Source organism: Micromonospora sicca (assembly GCF_003172935.1).
In the GTDB taxonomy this organism is placed as follows: domain Bacteria; phylum Actinomycetota; class Actinomycetes; order Mycobacteriales; family Micromonosporaceae; genus Micromonospora; species Micromonospora sicca.
On sequence record NZ_QGKS01000319.1, the window covers coordinates 16,219 to 38,330 of the forward strand.

Sequence of the window (22,112 nt, forward strand, 5' to 3'; positions counted from 1 at the left end):
CCCGGGGCGATACGTCGGACGCGACGCGACACCGCGCCGGTTCCGGCAGACTGCGCTCAGGACGTCACGATTCGATAATCGAGGAGTCACGATGCAGGTCACCAAGTACGCCCACTCCTGTGTCCGGGTGGAGCACGACGGGGGAGTGCTCGTCGTCGACCCCGGGGTGTTCACCGAGCCCGAGGCGTTGGACGGGGCGGACGCGGTGCTGATCACCCACCAGCATCCGGACCATGTGAATCCGGAGACGCTCGCCCGGGCGCTGGAGCGTCGCCCGTTCACCGTCAACGGTCCGGCCTCGCTCGCCGGCGTCCTCGGTGACGCGGCCGAGGCGCTGACCGTGGTCGCGCCGGGGGAGTCGTTCACCGCCGCCGGGGTGGCGGTCCGTGCGTACGGCGGAAAGCACGCCGTCATCCACCCGGACATCCCAGTGATCGAGAACCTGGGTTACCTGATCAACGACGTGGTCTACCACCCGGGAGACTCCCTGGACGTCCCCGAGGAGGTCCAGGTGGACACCCTCTTCGCGCCCATCCACGCGCCCTGGTCGAAGTTCGCCGAGGTGGTCGACTTCATCCGGGCGGTCGCCCCGCGCCGCGCGTACGCCCTGCACGACGGTCTGCTCAACAGCAACGGGTTCGCCGTGCTCGACCGGCAGTACACCGCGCTGTCGAACACCGAGTACCAGCGGCTCGAGCCGGGCACCCGGTTCGACGCCTGACCCGTGGCCGCCCCCTCCCGCGAGCTGGTTGAGCAGCTCTACGCCACGCCACCCGACCGGTTCGTCGCCGCCCGGGACGCCGCCGTCGCCGAGGCGCGCCGAGCCGGCGACCAGGCCGCCGCCCGGGAGATCGCCCGGCTGCGCCGGCCCACCGTGGCGGCCTGGCTGGTGAACCTGCTGGCCATCCGCCGGCCCGAGCTGGTCGCCGACCTGGCGCAGCTCGCCGACGCGCTCCGTGCCGCCCAGCGCGACCTGCGCGGCGCCAAGCTCCGCGAGCTGTCCGCGCAGCGCCGGGCCGTGGTCGGCGCCCTGGTCGCCGAGGTACGCCGGCTGGCCGCCGAGACCGGGGAGGCCCCGCCGGCCGGGAAGCTGCCGCTGGGCGAGGTCGAGGCGACCCTCAACGCGGCGCTCTCCGACGCCGAGGTGGCCGAGCAGATCCGCTCCGGTCGGCTGCTCCGGGCCACCAGCTACGCCGGCTTCGGCGAGGTGCCCCGCCCCCAGCTGCGGCTGGTCACCGGGGGCGCGGAGGAACCCGCAGTACCGGACCGGGCGGCCGAGCGGGCCGAGACCCGGCGGACGCGCGACGAACGGGCGGCGGACCGGGCCGCCCGGGCCGAGCGGGCGAAACGCCGCCGGGAGCTGGACCGGGAGCTGGCCCGGGCCCGGACCGACCAGGAACGCGCCGAGGCGGAGCTGGCCGGCGCGGAGCGGTCCGCCCAGGACGGCGCGGTGGAGCTGGACCGGATCGAGGCCGAACTCGCCGAGCTGGAGCGCCGGCGGGCCGTCGCCGAGCAGGAGCTGAGCCGGGCCAAGCTGGCCCGCCGCGCCGCCGAGCGGGCGGTCACCGCGGCCCGCCGGCGCGCCGGTGAGGTCGAGGCCGCGGTGGAGGCGCTGGACGCCGAAGAGGGGGATGCCACCGGCGGCGGTCAGCAGGCAGACTGACCGGGATGGATGACCACGGTGGACGGACGGTGTCCGCGCTTCCCGCTGCGGTGTCCGGCGGATGACCCCCGAGCAGGTCGCCGCCGCCAGCAAGCCGCTGGTGCTGGAACTCGGGGAGGCGTTCAGCCGCTGCCCGGGGACCCTGCGCCGGGCCCGCCTGCTCGGCATCTCCGGCTGGGCGTTCTACATCACCGGCCGGGCCGGCGCGCTCGGCGACGTACGCGCCGAGACGGTCGCCGCCGCCCTCGGCTTCATCGCCCCCGACGCGGTCGCCGACGGCTGGGACGCCGCGGCCCGTACCGTCCGGCCGGTGGAGATCGCCGCGGCGAACCTGGCCGAGTGCTGCCGCTGGGGCGCCCAGCATCTCGGCGAGGCGCCGGGGACGGCCCGGCTGGTCGGGCTGCTGGAACGGATCGTCGACGCGGCGGACGCCAGCGGGATGCCGCTCTTCGCCGCCTGGCGGGCCATGCCGGTGCCGGACCGGTCGCCCGGCGCCCGGACGGCCGTCGGGCTGCTCCTGCTCCGTGAGCACTTCGCCGGGGCGTACCTGCTCGCCGTCCGGGCCGCCGGGATGACCCCGCTGGAGGCGGTCCTGGCCGGGCCGGAGGGCGAGGCGGGCGCCGCCGCCTGCGGCTGGCCGCCGCCGTACCCGCCGGTGGGGCCGCTGGTCCGGCGGCGGCTCTGGGCCGAGGCGGTGACCGACCGGCTGGCCTCGTCGGCGTTCCGGGGGCTCGGCCCGGGCGAGGGGGCCGAGCTGCTCGACCTGCTCACCGCCACCCGGCTGCACCTGGGCCGGCGCGTCCCGGCCGCCTGACGGGTGCCGGCCGTGCGGACGTACGGGGCCGTGGTCCGCCGGCCCTGGGCCAAAAATGGGCGGCGCGGTCGGCGGTCGGCCTGCCAGGATCGCGGCGTGACGCTCCCCGCCGGCTGGACGGCCCGCCGACCCACCCTGGACGACGTACCGGCGATCCTGAAGGTGGTGCACGCCGCCGACACGTTCGCCATCGGATATCCGGACTTCTCCGCCGAGGACGTGGCGGAGTGCCTGACCGCGCCGTACGTCGACCCGGCCGCGGACTCGTGGCTGGGCCTGGACCCGGAGGGCGGGGTCGTCGCCTGGGCGATCGTGGACAACCCGACCGACGTGGGGCGCGAGTTCGTCGAGGTGTACGTCGACCCCGAGCGCGGTCGCGAGCTGCGAGCTCCGCTGCTGGACCGGCAGCTGGCCCGGGTCGCCGAGCGGGCCGTCGAGCGTGGGCTGCCGGCGCTCACCGTCCGGTGCGCGGTGTACGAGCCGGAGCAGGAGTGGCGGCGGACCCTGCTCGACGCCGGGTTCACCCTCGGCAAGCGGTACGTGCGGATGAGCCGGTCACTGGCCGACCTGCCCGCCGGGCCGCCCGCGCCCCCGGCCGGCGTCACCGTCCGGCCGGTACGCCCCGACGACGAGGCGGAGCTGCGGACGTTCCACCGGATCTACGACACCGCGTTCCGCGACAGCCCCGACTACGAGCCGCGGAGCTACCACGTCTGGCGGGCGAGCCTCGGCGACGCCACCGACTGGGACGAGTGGTTCGTCGCCGAGGTGGACGGCGAACCGGCCGGCGTCCTCCAGTCCTCCCCGCAGGGCGTCGACCAGAACGAGGGCTTCGTCAAGAACCTCGCCGTGCTGCCCGAGCATCGGCGCCGGGGGGTGGGCGCCGCCCTGCTCCAGCACGCCTTCGCCCGGTACGCCGCCAAGGGGCGGGCCACCGCCGGCCTCGGGGTGGACCTGGCGAACCCGACCGCCCCGCTGTCCCTCTACCGGTCGGTCGGGCTGCGCGAGGTACGCGCGGTCGACATGTACCAGCTGGAGGTCAAGGCCGCCGGCTGACCGGCGCCCGGGTGTGGCATTGGCGACCCGGTCAGGGGTCGACGGGCGGCCCGACCGGGCACGGGAGCAGACTGGGAGCGTGCGATACGCGCTACGCCGACGCGGTGCCGGTGGGGCGGGACCGCAGCTCGGTGACGTAGTCGTCCGGCGCGCCCGCCTTCTCGGCCGCGTTCGCGATCTCCGACAGGTACCACGACGTCGGCAGGCCGCCCTCGTACCCGTCGAAGACGTAGACCCAGGCGGTCACGTCCCCGTCCAGCGTCGAGACGCGGACGGTGAGCTTGCGGTACGTCCCGGCGGTCACGCCCTCGAGCTCGTCGAGCTGCGCCGCGTCGTACGGGTGGATGTCGTAGAGCGCCACGAAGACCCGGTCACCCGGGGACTCGACGACGGTGCTGACCGAGCCCTCCCAGCCGATGACGTCCTCGCCGGCGAAGGTGAGCCGCCAGCCCTCCAGCCAGCCGATGCCCACCATCGGCGAATGCGGGCAGTAGGCACGCATCCGGGCGGGGTCCAGGTTTGAGCCGTAAGCGGCGTAATGACGCACGGCGATGACGATAGCCCGGCCGGCGGGTGGGGGAGAATACGACGGTGCGTGTCGAGCGCGTTGGGGAGAAGAAAGTCACTGTGAGCACTGACGAGGGGCGAGCGCTGTGAGCCAGATCGTGATCATCGGCGGGGGGCCGGCCGGGTACGAGGCGGCGCTGGTCGCCGCCCAGCTCGACGCCGATGTCACCGTGGTGGAGGCGGAGGGGGCCGGCGGCGCCTGCGTGCTCTCCGACTGCGTCCCGTCGAAGACCTTCATCGCCAGCTCAGAGGTGGTGACCGGCTACCGGGACACCGAGGAGTTCGGGGTGCACTCCGACGGGCTGGAGGCGGTCACCGTCGACGCCCGCGCGGTGCACGAACGGGTGAAGCGGCTCGCGCTGGCCCAGTCGGCCGACATCCACACCAAGCTGATCAAGGCCGGGGTGGAGTTCGTCGCGGGGACCGCCCGGCTCGGCGAGGACACCCTCGGCCACACCCACCGGGTGGTGGTGACCCCGGCCGACGGCGCCGAGGAGTATTCGATCGCCGCCTCCACCGTGCTGATCGCCACCGGCGCCACGCCCCGCCAGCTCCCCACCGCCGTCCCGGACGGCGAGCGCATCCTGACCTGGCGCCAGGTGTACGACCTGCCCGACCTGCCCGAGCACCTGATCGTGGTCGGTTCCGGCGTGACCGGGGCCGAGTTCGCCAGCGCGTACCTGGCCATGGGCGTCGAGGTCACCCTGGTCTCCAGCCGGGACCGGGTGATGCCGCACGAGGACGCCGATGCCGCGTCGGCCATCGAGCGGGTGTTCCGCAACCGGGGCATGAGCATCCTCAACAACTCCCGCGCGGACGCGGTCCGCCGCACCTCTGACGGGGTCGAGGTCGAGCTCTCCGACGGCCGCAAGGTGCACGGCACGCACGCGCTGATCGCCGTCGGCTCGATCCCGAACACCGCCAACCTGGGCCTCGCCGAGTACGGCGTGGAGCTGGCCCGGGGTGGCTACGTCACCGTCGACCGGGTGTCCCGGACCAACGTGCCCGGCGTCTACGCCGCCGGTGACTGCACCGGGGTGCTGCCGCTGGCCAGCGTCGCCGCCATGCAGGGCCGGATCGCGATGTGGCACGCGCTCGGTGAGGCGGTCCGGCCGCTGCGGCTGCGTACCGTCGCGGCGAACGTCTTCACCGACCCGGAGCTGGCCACCGTCGGCGTCTCGCAGGACGAGGTGGACGCCGGCAAGATCCCGGCCCGCCAGGTGATGCTGCCGCTCTCCGGCAACGCCCGGGCGAAGATGGCCGACCTGGCCGACGGCTTCGTCAAGCTCTTCTGCCGCCCGGCCAGCGGTCAGGTGATCGGCGGCGTGGTGGTGGCCCCCAAGGCCAGTGAGTTGATCCTGCCGATCACCATGGCGGTGGAGAACAACCTCACGGTCAACGAGCTGGCCCAGACCATCACCATCTACCCGAGCCTCTCCGGCTCCATCACCGAGGCCGCCCGCCAGCTGATGCTCCACGAACTGGAGTAGTCCCCGGGTCAGCGGAAGGCGTCGGCGTGGTCGGCGGCCCAGTCCGCGTACGGGCGGGCGGGGTGCCCGGTGATCCGCTCGACGGTGTCGGTGACCTGTTCGGGGTGGTCGACGAAGGCGGCCCAGCCGCGCAGGGCGATCTCGGCGAAGTCGGGATCGCCGAAGGCGGCGGCCAGCATCTGCCGGGCCTCCCCGAGCGGCATCTCCGACCAGCGCAGGTCCCGGCCGACGGCCCGGCCGATGGCGCGGACCTGCTCCTCCTGGGTCAGGGTCGCCGGCCCGCTGAGCAGATGCCGCGCGCCGCTGTGGCCGGCCGAGGTCAGCGCCGCGACGGCGACCTCGGCGAGGTCGCGCTCGTGGACCAGGGACCGGGCGGCCGCCCCGTACGGCCAGCGCACGACGTCGCCGGCCCGGATCTGGCCGGCCCACATCAGGGTGTTGGCGGCGAAGCCGACCGGGCGGAGGAAGGTCCACTCCGCGCCGGACGCCTCGACGGCCCGCTCCACGACGGCCCAGAACGACTCCGGCTGGTCGGCCGCGCCCGGCGCGGAGAGGTACACGATCCGGGTCGCTGTCGCGGCGATCAGGCAGGTCACCTCGGATGCGTGCTTCCGGGCCACCGCCGGGTCGGTGAAGGGCCAGATCAGGAAGACCGCGTCGACGCCGGCCAGGTGGGGCGCGAGCGACGCCGGCTCGGCGAGGTCCCCGGCCACCACCTCGACCCCGGCGGGCAGGCCGGCCGTCGCCGGGGTCCGGCTCACCGCCCGGACCCGCTCGCCGCGGGCCACCAGCAGCGACACCACCTCCCGGCCGACCGTGCCGGTCGCCCCCGTCTCCAGGATCATCACGCCTCCTCGCCGCACCGGGCCGCCGTCGACCCCCGGGGCCACACGTTAGGAGTTGAAGCGGTGTTGAGGTCAACAGCACGGGCCGGCCGCGTCGCGTGGACGGCGGGTCGGCCGATCAGGGTCACCGCGACCACGGCGAGCACGCCGACCTCGGCGAGGATGAGCAGCCGTTCGGCGAGGCCGATCAGCACCCGGTCGCCCGGGTAGGCGGACCAGACCATGGCGCCGGCCAGGGCCAGGCTGGTCAGGGCGAGCCCCCGCAGCCAGGCGGCGCCGCGTCCGTCCAGGCGCCGCGCGAGCAGCCAGCCGGCCGGCGGCAGCGCGAGGAAGGCGACCACCGAGGCGTACCGGTGCAGGTAGGCGGCGGCGTCCATGGGCAGGCCGGGCTCGTTGGTCGGCACCAGCGCGGAGACCAGCAGCCCGGCGGTCCACGCCCCGAGCAGGACCGCCACCAGCGGGCCGGATCCCACGCCCTCCGGCCCGGCGGCCTCCGTCGTTCCGTCCGTCCGCCTCGCCCGACGCCGCCGGCCGGGGACGCGGCGGACCGGGATCAGGACGGCGGTGGCCGCGGCGAGCACCGCCATCGCCACGTCGATGACGCCGCCCCGGTCGGAGACGGCGAAGTCGCTGACGGTCAGCGACCACGGGTTGAGGTCGTCGTTCACCTCGAGGTGTCCGATCAGGGCGAGCACCGCCGCCAGGGCGATCCCGCCGAGGGCGAGCAGTCCGCGGGTCCGGGTTCCAGGCATGCCTCAGCCTGTCGCCGTGGGCACCCGAAGCGGATCCGGGACCGCCACCGACATCGATCCCCGGGACCACCCCTAGAGGTGGCCGACGACCGCGCCCGGTGCGCGGGGCGGACGGGTCAGTCGACCGGGACCTCGGGGCGGGTGTTGCGGGCGCTGATCGCGGTCATCGCCCAGCCCGCGCCGGCGAACCCGATCGCCGCCGCGCCGCCGATCAGCGCCAGCCGCCAGGCCGACTGGGTCAGCGCGGTGCCGCCCAGATGCCCGACCAGCGTCCCGTACGTCGCCCAGCCGGCCGCCGCGGCGGCCTCGTAGAGCAGGAAGAGTCGGTACGGGTAGCGGCTGCGCCCGGCGGAGAAGCAGGCCGCCATCCGGCCACCCGGCACGAACCGGCAGAGCAGGATCACCAGCGGCCCCGGTTCGCGCAGCCCCCGGGTGACCCGGCCGGCCATCCGGCGGGCCCGGCCCGGCATGGCGTGCCGGGCCGCCCGGCGGTCCGGGGCGCCCCGCCCGATCAGGTAGCAGGCCAGGTCGCCGGCGAAGACGCCGAGCGCGCCGACGGCGATGGTGAGCGGCAGGCTCAGTCCGCCGTAGACGGTCAGCGCACCGCTGGTGATCATGACGGCCTGGGTCGGGATGACCGGTATGAAGGCGTCGGCGACGAGCAGCGCCAGCAGCGCGAGGTACGCCCACGTCGGCGACGCGACGTCAGTGATGAGTTCGGGCACGACTGCCACCTCGCCGGTTTCCCCCGATTGCCTGCACCGAGCCTGACGGCGTGTCCGGCGTCACCTGGCGGGGCCCTGGCCGGTGGTGACTGCTGACACGGCAGGGCCACTGAGTGACAACGACCCGGCGCCGTCCGGTGTGACGGGCCGTCGGCGTGGCGCGCGGCGCGGCGGCGGGCGGCGGATCCGCCGTCGTCGGCGTACCGTTGTCGGCGCGCGGCTCCACGGACGTCGGGTCCCCCGTTCCTGACGACCGGGCCGCCGCGGGTCGCCGGCAGGTCCCGTGCCGGCGACCCGCCCCCTTTCTCCGGTCGCCCGTGCCGTCTTCTCCCCGGGTGCCCGCGCCCTCGACGACACCGCGAAATCCGAATGCGCGGCACGTCGACGCCCGCGTACCGTCGCCGCATGCGCAGCGCGGTGGTGACCACGACGCCGGGAGTCCCCGGCGTGCCGCGCTGACGTAACCGTCCACCAGGCCCCGGGGCGAACCGCCCCGGGGCCGCGTGGCGTTCCGGGCCGCGTCGCCTCCGGGTCGTACCCGATCAAGGAGAGCGACATGATCGACCACCGCAGGCTGGGCCGGGAGCTGGAGCTGTTCGTCTCCGACCCGCTCGCGGGCGCCGGCCTGCCCATCTGGCTGCCGGCCGGCGCCGCCGCCCGGCACGCCGTCGAGGAGTACGTCCGCGACCTGGAGCGCCGAGCCGGCTACCGGCACGTCTACTCGCCGCCGCTGGGCAAACGGGAGCTGTTCGAGCTCTCCGGCCACCTGGGCTACTTCGCCGACGACATGTTCCCGCCGATGCGGCTGAGCGCCGACGACGAGTTCGTGCTCCGGCCGGCGCTCTGCCCGCACCACGCGTTGGTGTTCTGCGCCCGGGGCCGCTCCTACCGGGAGCTGCCGCTGCGGATCGCGGAGCTGGGCGGGATGTACCGGGCGGAGCGCTCCGGCGTGCTGGGTGGCCTGTCCCGGGTCCGCGCCATCTCGTTGAACGACGCGCACAACTTCTGCGCCCTGGACCAGGTCGGCGACGAGGTACGCGAGATCCTGCGGCTGATCCGCGAGGCGCACGCTGCGCTCGGCGTACGACCGGCCGGGTTCCGGCTGTCGCTGCGCGGGCCGGGGGAGAAGTACGTCGGGGACGACGCCGCGTGGGCGCGGGCCGAGGACCTGCTCCGCGCCGCGCTCGACGGGGTGGACTTCACCGAGGCGCCCGGCCAGGCGGCCTTCTACGGACCGAAGATCGACATCCAGATCGTCGACGCCGCCGGCCGGGAGTCCACCATCTCCACCATCCAGCTCGACTTCGACAAGCCGGAGAAGTTCGACCTGTCGTACACCGACGCGGACGGGTCGCGGCGGCGGCCGGTGCTGGTGCACCGGAGCCTGGTCGGCAGCATGGAGCGGCTGTTCGCGTACCTGATCGAGGTGCACGCGGGCGCCTTCCCGGCCTGGTACGCCCCGGTGCAGCTGGTGCTGCTCCCGGTCGATCAGGGGCAGGTCGAGCCGGCCGTCGACCTGGTCCGCCGGGCCGAGGCGGCCGGGCTGCGGGCCGAGGTCGACGTGGCCGGCTCGTTGGGCGCCCGGATCCGCGACGCGGCCCGCCGCCGGGTCCCGTACGTCGGGGTGGTGGGCCCCCGGGAGGCGGCCGGCGGCGCGGTCTCGCTGCGGCTGCGCGACGGTCGCGCGCTGGCCCCGATGCCCGTCGCCGACGCCCTCGGGCTGATCGGGAAGGTGGTCGCCGGGCGCTCGGCCGGCCTGCTCCCGGCGGACTGACCCGGCGACTCCCGGCCCACGCCGTCGCGGCGCCGGCCGCTCGTGGCCGGCGGACCGGGCGTCCGCCGACCGGGTGCCCGCCGGCTCCCGTCCCGGCAGGACGGGAGCCGGTGTCGGGCCGGATCCCTCGCTCATCGTCAGTTCCCGGCCGTCGCCGGCTCGGCGAGCGCGTCGGCCTCGTCGGCCACCGCCTCGGTGAACTGGGACCGGTACATCCGGGCGTAGGCCCCGTCGGCGGCGAGGAGCTGGTCGTGGCTGCCCTGCTCCACGATCCGGCCGTTCTCCATCATCAGGATCAGGTCGGCGTCGCGGATGGTGGAGAGCCGGTGGGCGATGACGAAGCTGGTCCGGTCCGACCGCAGCGCGGCCATCGCCCGCTGGAGCAGGACCTCGGTGCGGGTGTCCACCGAGCTGGTCGCCTCGTCCAGGATGAGCAGCGACGGTTCGGCCAGGAACGCCCGGGCGATGGTGATGAGCTGCTTCTCGCCGGCGCTGACGTTGCTGCCCTCCTCGTCGATGACCGTGTCGTACCCGTCGGGGAGGCTGCGGACGAACCGGTCCACGAAGGTGGCCCGGGCGGCGGCCAGGATCTCCTCCTCGGTGGCGTCCGGCCGGCCGTAGGCGATGTTGTCCCGGATGGTGCCGCCGAAGAGCCAGGTGTCCTGGAGCACCATGCCGATCCGTCCGCGCAGCTCGTCCCGGGGCATGCTGGTGACGTCCACGCCGTCCAGGGTGATCCAGCCCGCGTCCAGCTCGTAGAACCGCATGATCAGGTTGACCAGGGTGGTCTTGCCGGCGCCGGTCGGGCCGACGATCGCCACGGTGTGACCCGGCTCGGCGACCAGCGACAGGTCGTCGATCAGCGGCTTGTCCGGGTCGTACCGGAAGGAGACGTGGGCGAACTCGACCCTGCCGGTGACCCGGGGCGGGGCGACCTTGTCCGGGGTCTGCTCCTCGGCGTCGAGCACCGCGAAGACCCGCTCGGCGGAGGCCACCCCGGACTGGAGCAGGTTCGCCATCGAGGCGACCTGGGTGAGCGGCTGGGTGAACTGCCGCGAGTACTGGATGAACGCCTGCACGTCGCCGAGGCTCATCGACCCGGAGGCCACCCGCAGCCCGCCGACCACGGCGATCGCGACGTAGCTGAGGTTCCCGACGAACATCATCGCCGGCATGATGATCCCGGAGATGAACTGGGCCCCGAAGCTGGCCCGGAACAGCTCCTCGTTCTTGGCCGCGAAGGCGGCCTGCACCTCGCGCTGCCGGCCGAAGACCTTGACCAGCTCGTGGCCGGTGTACGCCTCCTCGATCTGGCCGTTCAGCTCGCCGGTGTGCTTCCACTGGGCGATGAACCTGCGCTGCGACCGCTTGGCGATCTGCTGCGTGACGAGCACCGACAGCGGCACCGCGACCAGCGCGACGAGCGCCAGCAGCGGCGAGATCCAGAACATCATCGCCAGCACGCCGACCACGGTCAGCAGCGAGGTGAGCAGTTGGCTGAGCGTCTGCGACAGGGACTGCGAGATGTTGTCGATGTCGTTGGTGACCCGGCTGAGCAGTTCGCCTCGGGGCTGCCGGTCGAAGTAGGGCAGCGGCAGCCGGTGGAGCTTCTCCTCCACCTCGGCGCGCAGCCGCAGCACGGTCCGCTGCACCACCCCGTTGAGCAGCCAGCCCTGCCACCAGATCAGCACGCTGGCCGCCAGGTAGAGCGCCAGGGCCAGGAGAAGCACCCGGCCGAGGGCGGTGAAGTCGATCCCGGCGCCCGGCACCACGTCCATTCGGGCGAGCATGTCGGCGTAGTTGTCGTTGCCGGCCGCCCGGGCCGCCGCCGCGGCCTGCTCCGTGCTGGTCCCGGCGGGCAGCTGCCGGCCGATCACCCCGCTGAAGATCAGGTCGGTGGCGTGGCCGAGGAGCTTCGGCCCGATGACGCTGAGCCCGATGCTCGCCACGGCGAGCGTGATCACCGCGGCCAGCTGAAGCCGGTGCGGCCGCAGCCGCCTCAGCAGCCGCCGGGCCGACGGCCCGAAGTTCATCGACTTCTCGGCCGGCATCGCGGCGCCCATCCACGGCGGGCCGCCGGGGCGCCGCCCGGCGGGCGGCAGCCGCTTCGGCGTCGTCGCCTCCGGGCCCTGCTTCTGATCCGGTACGACCCTGCCGTCCCGCGGGCCGAGCTGTCTGTTCGGCCCGCTCACGCCGGCACCTCCGCCGTCTGCTGGGACGCCACGATCTCGGCGTACGTCGGGCAGCGCTCCAGCAGGTCCTCGTGTCGTCCCATGCCGACGACGCCCCCGTCCTCGAGCACGATGATCTGGTCGGCGTCGACGATCGTGGAGACCCGCTGGGCCACGATCACCACCGCCGCGTTCGCGGTGACCGGCTTCAGCGCCGCGCGCAGCCGGGCATCGGTGCCGAGGTCGAGCGCCGAGAACGAGTCGTCGAAGAGGTAGATCTCCGGCCGGCGGACCAGAGCCCGGGCGATCGCCAGCCGCTGCCGCTGACCGCCGGAGACGTTCGTGCCGCCCTGGGCGATCGCGGCGTCCAGCCCGCCCGGCATCTCGGCCACGAAGTCGCGGGCCTGGGCGATCTCCAGCGCCGCCCACAGCTCTGCGTCGGTGGCGTCCGGGTTGCCGTACCGCAGGTTGCTGGCCACCGTTCCGCTGAACAGGTACGGCCGCTGCGGCACCAGCCCGATCCGGCGCCACACCTCGTCCGGTTCCAGCAGCCGCACGTCCACCCCGTCGACCAGCACCGCGCCGGCGGTCGGGTCGACCAGCCGGGGGATCAGGGTGAGCAGGGTGGTCTTGCCGGCGCCGGTGGCGCCGATGATGGCCGTGGTCCGGCCGGGGCCGGCCCGGAACGAGATGTCGTGCAGGACCGGCGCGCTGGCCCCGGGGTACTGGAAGGCGACGCGGCGGAGCTCCAGCTCGGCGTTCCTGGTCATCGCGATCAGCGGGTCAGCCGCCGGCACCACCGACGACTCGGTGTCCAGCACCTCGACGATCCGTTCGGCGCAGACCGCCGCGCGCGGCACCATCATCAGCATGAAGGTGGCCATCATGACGGCCATCAGGATCTGCATCAGGTACTGCAGGAACGCGGTCAGCGCGCCGATCTGGATCTGGCCGGCGTCGACCCGCTGCGCGCCGAACCAGAGCACCGCGACGCTGGAGACGTTGAGCACCAGCATGATCACCGGGAAGATCAGGGCCATCAGCCGGCCGACCCGCAGCGCCGTCGCGGTGAGGTCGGCGTTGGCGACGCCGAACCGCTCCGTCTCGTACGGCTCGCGGACGAACGCCCGGATCACCCGGATGCCGGTGATCTGCTCGCGCAGCACCCGGTTGACCGTGTCGATCCGGGTCTGCATCTCGCGGAATCCCGGCACCATCCGCCGGACGACCAGGCCCAACATGATCGCCAGCACCGGCACGCAGACCAGCATCAGGCGGGAGAGCGCGAGGTCCTCCCGCAGCGCCATCACCACCCCGCCGACGCACATGATCGGCGCGGCGACCAGCATGGTGCAGCTCATCAGCACGAGCATCTGCACCTGCTGCACGTCGTTGGTGTTGCGGGTGATCAGCGACGGCGCGCCGAACCGGGCGACCTCGCGGGCCGAGAAGCGGTTGACGTGCTCGAAGATGGTCGCGCGGACGTCCCGCCCGAACCCCATCGCGGTCCGCGCGCCCAGGTAAACCGCGGCGATCGAGCAGGCGATCTGGAGCAGGCTGACCACCAGCATCCAGCCGCCCGTACGCATGATCTGGTCGGTGTCGCCGAGGGCCACACCCCGGTCGATGATGTCGGCGTTGAGGCTCGGCAGGTAGAGCGAGGCCATCGTGCCGACGAACTGGAGCACGACCACGGCCGCGAGCAGCCGGCGGTACGGGCGCAGCTCGTGGCCGAGCAGGCGGATCAACATGGACGGCTCCCCGGCGTCTCGGCGGCGGAATCCTGCGCTGGGTTCAACCGACCGACCTCCCCGTCGGACATGCTCGTGATGAGTTCAGTGAGGAACTCCCGGATCACCGCCTTCTTCGCCGGGTCGGCGTCGACGGAGGTGAGCGGACGGTCGCTGTGGATCAGGTCGGTGAGGTGCTGGGCGTGCCGGCGGCCCTTGTCGGTCAGGGTCAGTTGCACGGTGCGGCGGTCGGCGGCGTCCCGGCGACGCTCGACGAAGCCGTCGCGTTCGAGGGTGTCGACGATGCCGGTGAGGGTGGCGGGCCGGACGAAGCACCGTTCGGCGACCTCCCGGTGGGTGGTGTCGCCGACGCGGCTCAGGATGAACAGCACCCGCATGCCGGCCGAGGTGAGCCCGTGGTGCTCGGCCAGGTAGCGCCCCCAGTGCTGCTCGACGACATGGCCGGCGATGGCGAGCAGTCGACCGAGCGGCGCGTGCTGGAGCATGTCGGGGAAGCGGACGAGCGGTTCCATCTTCACAGCCGTCAGGTTAGCCACCAGATCGTCAGGGGCCAAACTAATTCCCGACACATTATCTTGTCGTTGGCAAGATATGCTGCGGCGCATGACGGCGAACCGCGGATACCACCACGGCGACCTACGGCGGGCCCTGCTCGCCGCCGCGGTCGAGGCGATCGGCGAGTCCGGGCCGGCCGCACTGAGCCTGCGCGACCTGGCCCGTCGGGCGGGCGTCTCGCACGCCGCGCCCGCGCACCACTTCGGCGACAAGGCCGGCCTGCTCACCGCGCTCGCCGTCGAGGGCTTCGACCTGCTCGCCGAGGCGCTCGGCCGGGCCGGCGACGACCTGCTCGAGATCGGCGTGGCGTACGTCCGCTTCGCGGTCGACCACCGCGCCCACTTCGAGGTGATGTTCGCGCCGGGGCTCTACCGGGCCGACGACCCCGAGGTGGCCGCCGCGCGCGCCCGGGCCGGGGCGGCGCTGCGCGGCGGGGTCGCCGCCCGGCCCGCCGGACCGACCGTGGAGCCCGGCCGGGACGCGCTCGCGGCCTGGTCGATCGTGCACGGCTTCGCCACCCTCCGGCTGGCCGGCGCCCTGCCGCCCGGCTCGGGCGACAACCCGGAGGACGGCGCCCGCGCCGTGATCCGCCGCCTCTTCGAGTGACGCCGCCCCCGCGGGGGCCGAGGGGTCACCAGCTGGTGGGGAGGGGCATGCCTTCCGTGTAGCCGGCGGCGCTCTGCACGCCGACGAGGGCCTGCTCGTGGAACTCGTCCAGGTTGCGGGCGCCGGCGTAGGTGAAGGCGCTGCGTACCCCGGAGATGATCTCGTCGATCAGGTCCTCGACGCCGGGCCGGGCCGGGTCCAGGTACATCCGGGCCGTGGAGATGCCCTCCTCGAAGATCGCCTTGCGGGCCCGGTCGAACGCGCTGTCCTCGGCCGTACGCGCGCTGACCGCCCGGGCCGACGCCATCCCGAAGCTCTCCTTGTACCGGCGGCCGTCCGCGTCGGTGTAGAGGTCGCCCGGGGACTCGTAGGTGCCGGCGAACCAGGAACCGATCATCACGTTCGACGCCCCGGCGGCCAGGGCCAGCGCCACGTCCCGCGGGTGGCGTACGCCGCCGTCCGCCCAGACGTGCCGACCCAGCTCCCGGGCCGCCGCCGCGCAGTCGAGGACCGCCGAGAACTGGGGCCGACCCACCCCGGTCATCATCCGGGTGGTGCACATCGCACCGGGGCCGACGCCGACCTTGACGATGTCGGCGCCCGCCTCGACCAGGTCGCGTACCCCGTCGGCGGTGACCACGTTGCCGGCCGCGACCGGGACCGCCGGGTCGAGCTTGCGCACCGCCCGCAGCGCCGAGATCATCCGCTCCTGGTGGCCGTGCGCGGTGTCCACCACCAGCGTGTCCACCCCCGCCTCCAGCAGCGCGGCGGCCTTGCCGGTGACGTCGCCGTTGATGCCCACCGCCGCGGCGATCCGCAGCCGGCCCCGGTCGTCCACGGCCGGCTTGTAGAGGGTGGCGCGCAGCGCGCCCTGGCGGGTGAGCACCCCGACCAGCCGGCCGTCCGAGTCCACCACCGGGGCGAGCCGCCGTCGACCGGCCGAGAGCCGGTCGAAGCCGGTACGCGGGTCGGCGTCCGCCGGCACGGTGTGCAGCTCGGTCGACATCACGTGCCGGAGCTGGGCGAACCGGTCCACGCCGACGGTGTCCGCCTCGGTGACCACGCCGAGCGGGCGGCCGGCCTCGTCGACCACGATCACCGCGCCGTGCGAGCGCTTCGGCAGCAGGTGGATCGCGTCGCCGACGGTGTCGGTGGGGCCGAGGGTGATCGCCGTGTCGTGCACCAGGTGCCGCTGCTTGACCCAGGCGACGACGTTGGCCACCACCTCGATCGGGATGTCCTGCGGGATCACCGCGATGGCGCCGCGCCGGGCGACCGTCTCGGCCATCCGGCGGCCGGCGACCGCGGTCATGTTCGACACCACCAGCGGAATGGTGGTGCCGGTGCCGTCGCCGGTGGACAGGTCGACGTCGAGCCGCGAGCCCACCTCGGAGCGGGCCGGCGCCATGAAGACGTCGTTGTAGGTCAGGTCGTGCGCGGGGACCGCGCCATGAAGGAACTGCACCTGAACATCATTCCTGCTCGCGCCCCGGACCGCTCCCGCTGGTGGCCCAAACCACCCGGCTGGCCGCCGTGCGCCCGCGCCGCGAGCCGAGGGCACGGCCGCTGGCCCGGTGTCCGGGCGGCGACGGGTCGCGTCGGGGGGCCATGTACCTGGTGAGCGATATGCCTGGGAGGCATAAATATGACTCACAGGCATATCGCTCGCGGTGGTGTCGGTCCCCGCAGCCGGCGAGCCGGCCGGGAGGCGACGGGTCAGGCGATGGTGCAGATGGCGGCGCCGGCGGTGATGACCGCGCCGACCTCGGCGGAGAGGCCGCTCACCGTGCCCGCCTTGTGGGCGTGCAGCGGCTGCTCCATCTTCATCGCCTCCAGCACGACGACCAGGTCGCCCTCGGCGACGGTGTCGCCGTCGGCCACCGCGATCTTCACGATGGTGCCCTGCATGGGGGAGGTGAGGGCGTCCCCGCTGACCGCCGCGCCCGCCTTGGCCCCGCCACCCCGGCGGGCCGGCTTCTTCGCGGCGGGCGCGCCGGTGGTCGTACCGGCGCCGAGGCCGGCGGGGAGAGTCACCTCCAGCCGCTTGCCACCCACCTCGACCACGACGGTCTCGCGCTCCGCCGGCGCCTCGGCGGCGCCGGCGGCGGCGGTGAAGGCCGGGACGGTGTTGTCGAACTCGGTCTCGATCCACCGGGTGTGCACGGTGAACGGCTCGGCGGTGAACGCCTCGTCCCGGACCACCAGCCGGTGGAAGGGCAGCGCGGTGGCCATGCCGTCCACCACCATCTCGTCCAGTGCCCGGCGGGCCCGCTCGATCGCCTCGGCCCGGGTCTCGCCGGTGATGATCACCTTGGCCAGCAGCGAGTCGAAGTTGCCGCCGATCACGTCGCCGGCCGAGATGCCGGTGTCCACCCGCACACCCGGGCCGGTGGGGAGCCGCAGCGCGGTGACGGTGCCCGGGGCGGGCAGGAAGTTGCGGCCCGGGTCCTCGCCGTTGATCCGGAACTCGATGGCGTGCCCGCGCGGGGTCGGGTCCTCGGTGAAGCGCAGCTTCTCGCCGTCGGCGATGCGGAACTGCTCACGGACCAGGTCGATGCCGGCGGTCTCCTCGGTGACCGGGTGCTCCACCTGCAGCCGGGTGTTCACCTCCAGGAAGGAGATGATGCCGTCGGCGCCGACCAGGTACTCGACGGTGCCGGCGCCGTGGTAGCCGGCCTCCCGGCAGATGGCCTTGGCGCTGTCGTGGATCTGCCGGCGCTGCGCCTCGGTGAGGAACGGCGCGGGGGCCTCCTCGACCAGCTTCTGGTGCCGGCGCTGCAGCGAGCAGTCCCGGGTGCCCACCACGATCACGTTGCCGTGCTGGTCGGCCAGGACCTGCGCCTCGACGTGCCGCGGCTTGTCCAGGTACCGCTCGACGAAGCACTCGCCCCGGCCGAACGCGGCGACCGCCTCCCGGGTGGCCGACTCGAAGAGCTGCGGGATCTCCTCCATCGTGCGGGCGACCTTGAGGCCGCGACCGCCGCCGCCGAAGGCGGCCTTGATGGCCACCGGCAGGCCGTGGTCGACGGCGAAGGCCATCACCTCGTCGGGGCTGCCGACCGGGTCCGGGGTGCCGGGGACCAGCGGCGCGCCGGCGCGCTGGGCGATGTGCCGGGCGGTCACCTTGTCGCCGAGGTCGCGGATGGCCTGCGGGGTGGGGCCGACCCAGGTCAGCCCGGCGTCGATGACGGCCTGGGCGAAGTCGGCGTTCTCGGAGAGGAAGCCGTAGCCGGGGTGCACGGCGTCGGCGCCGGACTTCCCGGCGATGTCGATCAGCTTGTCGATCCGCAGGTAGCTCTCCGCCGCGGTGTCGCCGCCGAGCGCGTACGCCTCGTCGGCGAGGGTGACGTGCAGGGCGTCCCGGTCGGAGTCCGCGTAGACGGCGACGCTGCCCAGACCGGCGTCGCGGCAGGCGCGGATGACGCGGACGGCGATCTCGCCGCGGTTGGCGATGAGTACCTTGCGCACCTTGGTGGCTCCTCCCGGGAGGTCGATGCCGGGAGTGTATCGGCCGGCCTCTGCGGCCCTAACGATCGCTCAGTGTGGGATGCCGCACTCGAACGCCGAGCACTAGTCAAACTTGTTTATTACGCTTGTCCGATGTCGGCGACGCGGATGATGATTCTCGGGCTGGTCAAGTGGATGCAGCCGGTGCACGGCTACGACGTGCGCCGCGAGCTGCTGAGCTGGAGCGCGGACAAGTGGGCCAACATCCAGCCCGGTTCGATCTACCACGCGTTGCGGAAGCTGACCGAGGAGGGGCTGCTCCGCGCCGTCGCCACCGAGCAGGTCGGCGGCCGGCCGGCCCGGACCACGTACGAGATCACCGAGAAGGGCGCGGACGAGTTCGAGACGCTGCTGCGCGGGCTGTGGTGGCAGTTGCAGGAGCCGATCGATCCGTTCACCGCGGCCTTCTCCTTCCTGCCGGCCCTGCCCAGGGAGGAGGCGGCGGCGGCCCTGCGGAACCGGGCGATGCTGCTGCGGGCCGGCGCCGAGTCGATGCGGGCGGCGATCGACTCGGAGTGGATGCGGACCACGCGGCCGGTGCACGTCGGCTGGATCTTCGAGCTCTGGTCGGCCCGCTCGGAGGCCGAGATCGCCTGGTGCGAGCGGATCGCCGAGCGGATCGAGTCCGGAGTGTCGTACCTGCCTGCTGGACTGGTCGGCGGGGAGAGCTGGGTCGAGTGGCAGGAGCGGACCGCCGATCAGGGTGACTCCTCCACGCAATAATCAACGTTGACTAGAGACGCTATATCGCGTTAGTTTTGGCCCGCACAACGGGGGGAGCGCGCCGGCCGGCGTCGTCCCCAGGCGAGAACGGCCGGCGCGCCGGCCCGGACGACCAGGAGCAGAAATGATCGAGACCAGGGGACTGCGGAAGTCGTTCCGCTCCCGGGCGGGTCGCGAGACGAAGACCGTGGACGCCGTCAGAGGAGTCGACCTCAAGGTGGCGGAAGGGGAGATCTTCGGCTTCCTCGGCCCCAACGGCGCCGGCAAGACCACCACGCTGCGGATGCTCGCCACCCTCATCGAGCCGGACGGCGGCGAGGCCACCATCGCCGGGGCCGACCTGCGCAAGGACCCGGCCGAGGTGCGCCGCCGGATCGGCTACGTGGCCCAGGGCGGCAGCACCTGGGACGAGTCCACCGCCCGCGAGGAGCTGGTCCTGCACGCCCGGCTCTACGGCATCGGCAAGGCTGAGGCGCACCGCCGTGCCGCCCGCGCCCTCGACGCCTTCCAGCTCACCGAGTACGCGGACCGCAAGTGCAAGACCTACTCCGGCGGGCAGCGGCGGCGCGTCGAGATCGCCCTCGGCATCATCCACGAGCCGAAGATCGTCTTCCTGGACGAGCCGACCACCGGCCTCGACCCGCAGAGCCGGGCGCACATGTGGGACGAGATCCGCCGGCTGCGGGCCGACGGGATGACCGTCTTCATCACCACGCACTATCTCGACGAGGCGGACGCGCTCTGCGACCGGATCGCGATCATGGATCACGGCGAGGTGGCCGCCGAGGGCACCCCGGCCGAGCTCAAGCGCGAGATCTCCGGCGACGTCGTGCTCGTCGGCCTGGACACCGCCGCCACCCCCCAGGCGGCGACGCTGCTCGACGCCGAGCCGTACGTCAACAAGCTGGAGACCGGCGACGAGGGCGTTCGCCTCTACGTCGAGGACGGCGCCACCGCCATCCCGCAGGTGCTGCGCCGCCTCGACCACGCCGGGCTGGACCTGCGCTCCATCGAGCTGCACCGGCCCAGCCTCGACGACGTCTTCCTCACCAAGACCGGCCGCTCGCTGCGCGAGTCCTGAGACACCGGAGACAGATCCATGAAACTCGCCCGCGACACCTGGCTCATCTTCGAGCGCCAGATCCAACTGCTGCTGCGCAACCCGGTCTGGGTCTTCGTCGGCGTCTTCCAGCCGGTGATGTACCTGCTGCTCTTCGCCCCGCTGCTCAAGCCGGCGCTGAACGCGCCCACCCAGGCGGAGGCCTACAAGATCTTCGTACCCGGCCTGCTGGTGCTGCTGGCCATCTTCGGTGGCCTGTTCCAGGGCTTCGGCCTGATCGCCGAGCTGCGCGCCGGGGTCATCGAACGGTCCCGGGTCACCCCGGTCAGCCGGATCGCCCTGCTGCTCGGCCGCTCGCTGCGGGACGTGGTCTCGCTGATCGTGCAGGCCGTCATCATCACCCTGCTGGCGCTCCTGTTCGACCTGCGGGTGTTCATCGGGGACCTGCTGCTGGCGTACCTGATGCTGGCGCTGATCGCGCTGATGACCTCGGCCGTCTCGTACGGCGTCGCGCTCAAGGTCAAGAGCGAGGACGCGCTCGCCCCGCTGATGAACACGGTCGCCCAGCCAGTGCTGCTGCTCTCCGGCATCCTGCTGCCGCTCACCTTCGCCCCCGGCTGGCTCCAGGGCATCGCCGACTGGAACCCGTTCTCCTGGGCGGTCGACGGGACCCGGGCGCTCTTCGCCGGTGACCTCGGCAACGACAAGGTCTGGCAGGGGCTGACCATCGTGGCGGTGCTCGCGGTCGCCGGGGTGGTCTGGGCCGCCCGGCAGTTCGCCCGCAGCGTCCGCTGAGAGAGTTGCCTCTCACCAGAAGCGGGGCATCGGTCCGACGCTTGTAGCGTAAGGCCGGTGCCCCGCCTCACCCATGACAAGATCACCTTGCTGGCCTACGCCCAGCTGGGACTGTGGGGCTTCTTCAACTACGGGTTCGGCCCGGTCGTACCGCTGCTCCGCGACGAGCAGGGCAGCAGCGCCGCCGTCGCCGGCCTGCACAGCACCGGCATCGCGGTCGGCGCGCTGCTCGGCGGGGCGCTCTTCGCGCCGATTGCCCGCCGCCTCGGCCGCGGCCCGGCGATCTGGCTCGGCCTCGCCGGGGTGGCCGCCGGCGTGGCCGCGCTCGGTGCCCTGCACCCGCTGCCGGCCACCATCGCCGCCGTCGCGGTGATCGCCACCTTCGGCATGATGGTGATCAGCGGGGTCAACGTGGTGCTCACCGCCCGGCACGGCGACGCCGCGCCGGCCGCGCTCGCCGAGGCCAATGCCGCCTGCGCGGGCATGGGCATCCTCGCCCCGCTGGTCATCGGCGCCAGCATGGACGCTGGCCTCGGCTGGCGGCCGGTGATGTTCGTCGAGGTCGGGCTGATCGCGCTGGTCGCCCTCGCCGCGCTGACCTTCCGGGTACCCCTCCCGCAGGCCGCCCCCGCTGCCGCGGCTGCCGACCAGCCCGTCGGGGTGACCGCCGCGGCTTCCGCCCCCGCCGATCAGCCGATCCGGACGGCCGTCGACCGGCCTGGCACCGGTGGAAACCCGGCCGCCTCGCGGTCGGCAGACGCTGGCGCCGGCGACCTGACCGGCGATGGTCCGCGCCGGGCGGCGGCGGACCGGCTGCCCCGGGCGTACTGGATCGCCTGGGTGCTGATGGCGGTCACCGGCTCGATCGAGGTGTGCCTGTCCCTCTGGACCGCCGACGTGCTCCGCAGCCACGCCGGGCTGAGCGCCGGCGGCGCATCGGCGGCGGTGGCCGCGATCGTCTGCGGGATGTTCGCCGGCCGGGTCGCCGGCGGCCGGGTCGCCCTGCGCTGGCCCCCGGTGCCGCTGCTGCTGGCGGCGCTGACCGTGTCGCTGGCCGGCTTCGCCCTGTTCTGGGTCGCCCCGATGGGCTGGCTGGCCGTCACCGGCCTGCTGGTGCTCGGCCTGGGCAACGCCCTGCACTACCCGCTGGCGATCTCCATCGCGCTCGCCGTCGCCGGGCCGGCCGCAGACAAGGCGGCGGGCTGGGCGTCGTACTCGATGGGGGTGGGTTTCGGCATCGCGCCGGTCGGGCTGGGGT

Annotated in this window: 20 protein-coding genes; 11 read left to right on the forward strand and 9 right to left on the reverse strand. The window is 73.6% G+C overall.

Annotated features, from left to right (window positions below):
• Nucleotides 1-91 precede the first annotated feature (91 nt).
• From DKT69_RS26580 to DKT69_RS26595, 4 genes are all read left to right on the forward strand, one after another.
• Complete coding sequence (locus DKT69_RS26580) at nt 92-721, forward strand: MBL fold metallo-hydrolase (RefSeq protein WP_109804237.1); 630 nt, start codon at nt 92-94, stop codon at nt 719-721.
• Between the two features lie 3 nt (nt 722-724).
• A complete protein-coding gene (locus DKT69_RS26585; RefSeq protein ID WP_109804238.1) occupies nt 725-1,663 on the forward strand; it encodes a hypothetical protein in 939 nt (312 codons plus the stop codon).
• A 61-nt stretch (nt 1,664-1,724) separates the two neighbouring features.
• A complete protein-coding gene (locus DKT69_RS26590; RefSeq protein WP_109804239.1) occupies nt 1,725-2,477 on the forward strand; it encodes an SCO6745 family protein in 753 nt (250 codons plus the stop codon).
• A gap of 96 nt (nt 2,478-2,573) precedes the next feature.
• Nucleotides 2,574-3,533 (forward strand): GNAT family N-acetyltransferase, encoded by a 960-nt coding sequence (locus DKT69_RS26595; RefSeq protein WP_109804240.1) that lies wholly within the window; start codon nt 2,574-2,576, stop codon nt 3,531-3,533.
• Nucleotides 3,534-3,624: 91 nt separating this feature from the next.
• Here DKT69_RS26595 and DKT69_RS26600 read toward each other — a convergent pair whose 3' ends face one another.
• Nucleotides 3,625-4,080, reverse strand: a complete 456-nt coding sequence (locus DKT69_RS26600) for a gamma-glutamylcyclotransferase (protein WP_109804241.1) — start codon at nt 4,078-4,080, stop codon at nt 3,625-3,627.
• Between the two features lie 106 nt (nt 4,081-4,186).
• Here DKT69_RS26600 and DKT69_RS26605 point away from each other — a divergent pair, with 106 nt between their 5' ends.
• The gene (locus DKT69_RS26605; RefSeq protein WP_109804242.1) at nt 4,187-5,590 is read left to right on the forward strand and encodes an NAD(P)H-quinone dehydrogenase; all 1,404 of its coding nucleotides are present in this window, start codon (nt 4,187-4,189) and stop codon (nt 5,588-5,590) included.
• An 8-nt stretch (nt 5,591-5,598) separates the two neighbouring features.
• On the opposite strand, the gene DKT69_RS26610 is transcribed toward DKT69_RS26605, so the two are convergent.
• From DKT69_RS26610 to DKT69_RS26620, 3 genes are all read right to left on the reverse strand, one after another.
• Nucleotides 5,599-6,435, reverse strand: coding sequence for an SDR family oxidoreductase (locus DKT69_RS26610; protein WP_109804254.1), 837 nt, complete (start codon nt 6,433-6,435; stop codon nt 5,599-5,601).
• Entirely contained in the window at nt 6,435-7,187 is a 753-nt protein-coding gene (locus DKT69_RS26615; RefSeq protein WP_109804243.1) for a DUF998 domain-containing protein, read from the reverse strand. The genes DKT69_RS26610 and DKT69_RS26615 overlap by 1 nt, the downstream gene beginning before the upstream one ends.
• 116 nt (nt 7,188-7,303) lie before the next feature.
• Nucleotides 7,304-7,912 (reverse strand): DedA family protein, encoded by a 609-nt coding sequence (locus DKT69_RS26620; RefSeq protein ID WP_109804244.1) that lies wholly within the window; start codon nt 7,910-7,912, stop codon nt 7,304-7,306.
• Nucleotides 7,913-8,468: 556 nt separating this feature from the next.
• Here DKT69_RS26620 and thrS point away from each other — a divergent pair.
• Nucleotides 8,469-9,686 (forward strand): threonine--tRNA ligase, encoded by a 1,218-nt coding sequence (gene thrS / locus DKT69_RS26625; RefSeq protein WP_109804245.1) that lies wholly within the window; start codon nt 8,469-8,471, stop codon nt 9,684-9,686.
• Between the two features lie 137 nt (nt 9,687-9,823).
• Here thrS and DKT69_RS26630 read toward each other — a convergent pair whose 3' ends face one another.
• The 3 genes from DKT69_RS26630 to DKT69_RS26640 form a co-directional block, all read right to left on the reverse strand.
• Nucleotides 9,824-11,749, reverse strand: a complete 1,926-nt coding sequence (locus DKT69_RS26630; protein WP_109804255.1) for an ABC transporter ATP-binding protein — start codon at nt 11,747-11,749, stop codon at nt 9,824-9,826.
• Between the two features lie 125 nt (nt 11,750-11,874).
• Nucleotides 11,875-13,608, reverse strand: a complete 1,734-nt coding sequence (locus tag DKT69_RS26635; RefSeq protein ID WP_109804246.1) for an ABC transporter ATP-binding protein — start codon at nt 13,606-13,608, stop codon at nt 11,875-11,877.
• The gene (locus tag DKT69_RS26640; RefSeq protein WP_109804256.1) at nt 13,602-14,120 is read right to left on the reverse strand and encodes a MarR family winged helix-turn-helix transcriptional regulator; all 519 of its coding nucleotides are present in this window, start codon (nt 14,118-14,120) and stop codon (nt 13,602-13,604) included. Before DKT69_RS26640 ends, DKT69_RS26635 begins: the two co-directional genes overlap by 7 nt.
• 91 nt (nt 14,121-14,211) lie before the next feature.
• On the opposite strand from DKT69_RS26640, the gene DKT69_RS26645 reads away from it, so the two are divergent.
• The gene (locus DKT69_RS26645; protein ID WP_109804257.1) at nt 14,212-14,769 is read left to right on the forward strand and encodes a TetR/AcrR family transcriptional regulator; all 558 of its coding nucleotides are present in this window, start codon (nt 14,212-14,214) and stop codon (nt 14,767-14,769) included.
• A 25-nt stretch (nt 14,770-14,794) separates the two neighbouring features.
• On the opposite strand, the gene DKT69_RS26650 is transcribed toward DKT69_RS26645, so the two are convergent.
• Nucleotides 14,795-16,234, reverse strand: coding sequence for a GuaB1 family IMP dehydrogenase-related protein (locus tag DKT69_RS26650; RefSeq protein ID WP_109804247.1), 1,440 nt, complete (start codon nt 16,232-16,234; stop codon nt 14,795-14,797).
• Nucleotides 16,235-16,485: 251 nt separating this feature from the next.
• Nucleotides 16,486-18,237, reverse strand: a complete 1,752-nt coding sequence (locus tag DKT69_RS26655) for an acetyl/propionyl/methylcrotonyl-CoA carboxylase subunit alpha (RefSeq protein WP_109804248.1) — start codon at nt 18,235-18,237, stop codon at nt 16,486-16,488.
• Nucleotides 18,238-18,369: 132 nt separating this feature from the next.
• On the opposite strand from DKT69_RS26655, the gene DKT69_RS26660 reads away from it, so the two are divergent.
• From DKT69_RS26660 to DKT69_RS26675, 4 genes are all read left to right on the forward strand, one after another.
• Nucleotides 18,370-18,999, forward strand: a complete 630-nt coding sequence (locus tag DKT69_RS26660) for a PadR family transcriptional regulator (protein WP_236648368.1) — start codon at nt 18,370-18,372, stop codon at nt 18,997-18,999.
• 124 nt (nt 19,000-19,123) lie between these two features.
• On the forward strand, nt 19,124-20,080 hold the full coding sequence (locus tag DKT69_RS26665; protein WP_109804250.1) for an ATP-binding cassette domain-containing protein: 957 nt from the start codon (nt 19,124-19,126) through the stop codon (nt 20,078-20,080).
• Between the two features lie 18 nt (nt 20,081-20,098).
• Nucleotides 20,099-20,854, forward strand: a complete 756-nt coding sequence (locus tag DKT69_RS26670; protein ID WP_109804251.1) for an ABC transporter permease — start codon at nt 20,099-20,101, stop codon at nt 20,852-20,854.
• Between the two features lie 57 nt (nt 20,855-20,911).
• Nucleotides 20,912-22,112, forward strand: a 1,201-nt coding sequence (locus tag DKT69_RS26675; RefSeq protein WP_109804252.1) for an MFS transporter, incomplete at its 3' end; no start/stop codon positions are given.

Coding starts and splice junctions, on each gene's coding strand:
- DKT69_RS26635 (WP_109804246.1), bottom strand. CDS start 13,608: ATGTTGATCCGCCTGCTCGGCCACGAGCTGCGCCCGTACCGCCGGCTG.
- DKT69_RS26610 (WP_109804254.1), bottom strand. CDS start 6,435: ATGATCCTGGAGACGGGGGCGACCGGCACGGTCGGCCGGGAGGTGGTG.
- DKT69_RS26645 (WP_109804257.1), top strand. CDS start 14,212: ATGACGGCGAACCGCGGATACCACCACGGCGACCTACGGCGGGCCCTG.
- DKT69_RS26615 (WP_109804243.1), bottom strand. CDS start 7,187: ATGCCTGGAACCCGGACCCGCGGACTGCTCGCCCTCGGCGGGATCGCC.
- DKT69_RS26660 (WP_236648368.1), top strand. CDS start 18,370: ATGTCGGCGACGCGGATGATGATTCTCGGGCTGGTCAAGTGGATGCAG.
- DKT69_RS26640 (WP_109804256.1), bottom strand. CDS start 14,120: ATGGAACCGCTCGTCCGCTTCCCCGACATGCTCCAGCACGCGCCGCTC.
- DKT69_RS26665 (WP_109804250.1), top strand. CDS start 19,124: ATGATCGAGACCAGGGGACTGCGGAAGTCGTTCCGCTCCCGGGCGGGT.
- DKT69_RS26590 (WP_109804239.1), top strand. CDS start 1,725: ATGACCCCCGAGCAGGTCGCCGCCGCCAGCAAGCCGCTGGTGCTGGAA.
- thrS (WP_109804245.1), top strand. CDS start 8,469: ATGATCGACCACCGCAGGCTGGGCCGGGAGCTGGAGCTGTTCGTCTCC.
- DKT69_RS26630 (WP_109804255.1), bottom strand. CDS start 11,749: ATGGGCGCCGCGATGCCGGCCGAGAAGTCGATGAACTTCGGGCCGTCG.
- DKT69_RS26580 (WP_109804237.1), top strand. CDS start 92: ATGCAGGTCACCAAGTACGCCCACTCCTGTGTCCGGGTGGAGCACGAC.
- DKT69_RS26670 (WP_109804251.1), top strand. CDS start 20,099: ATGAAACTCGCCCGCGACACCTGGCTCATCTTCGAGCGCCAGATCCAA.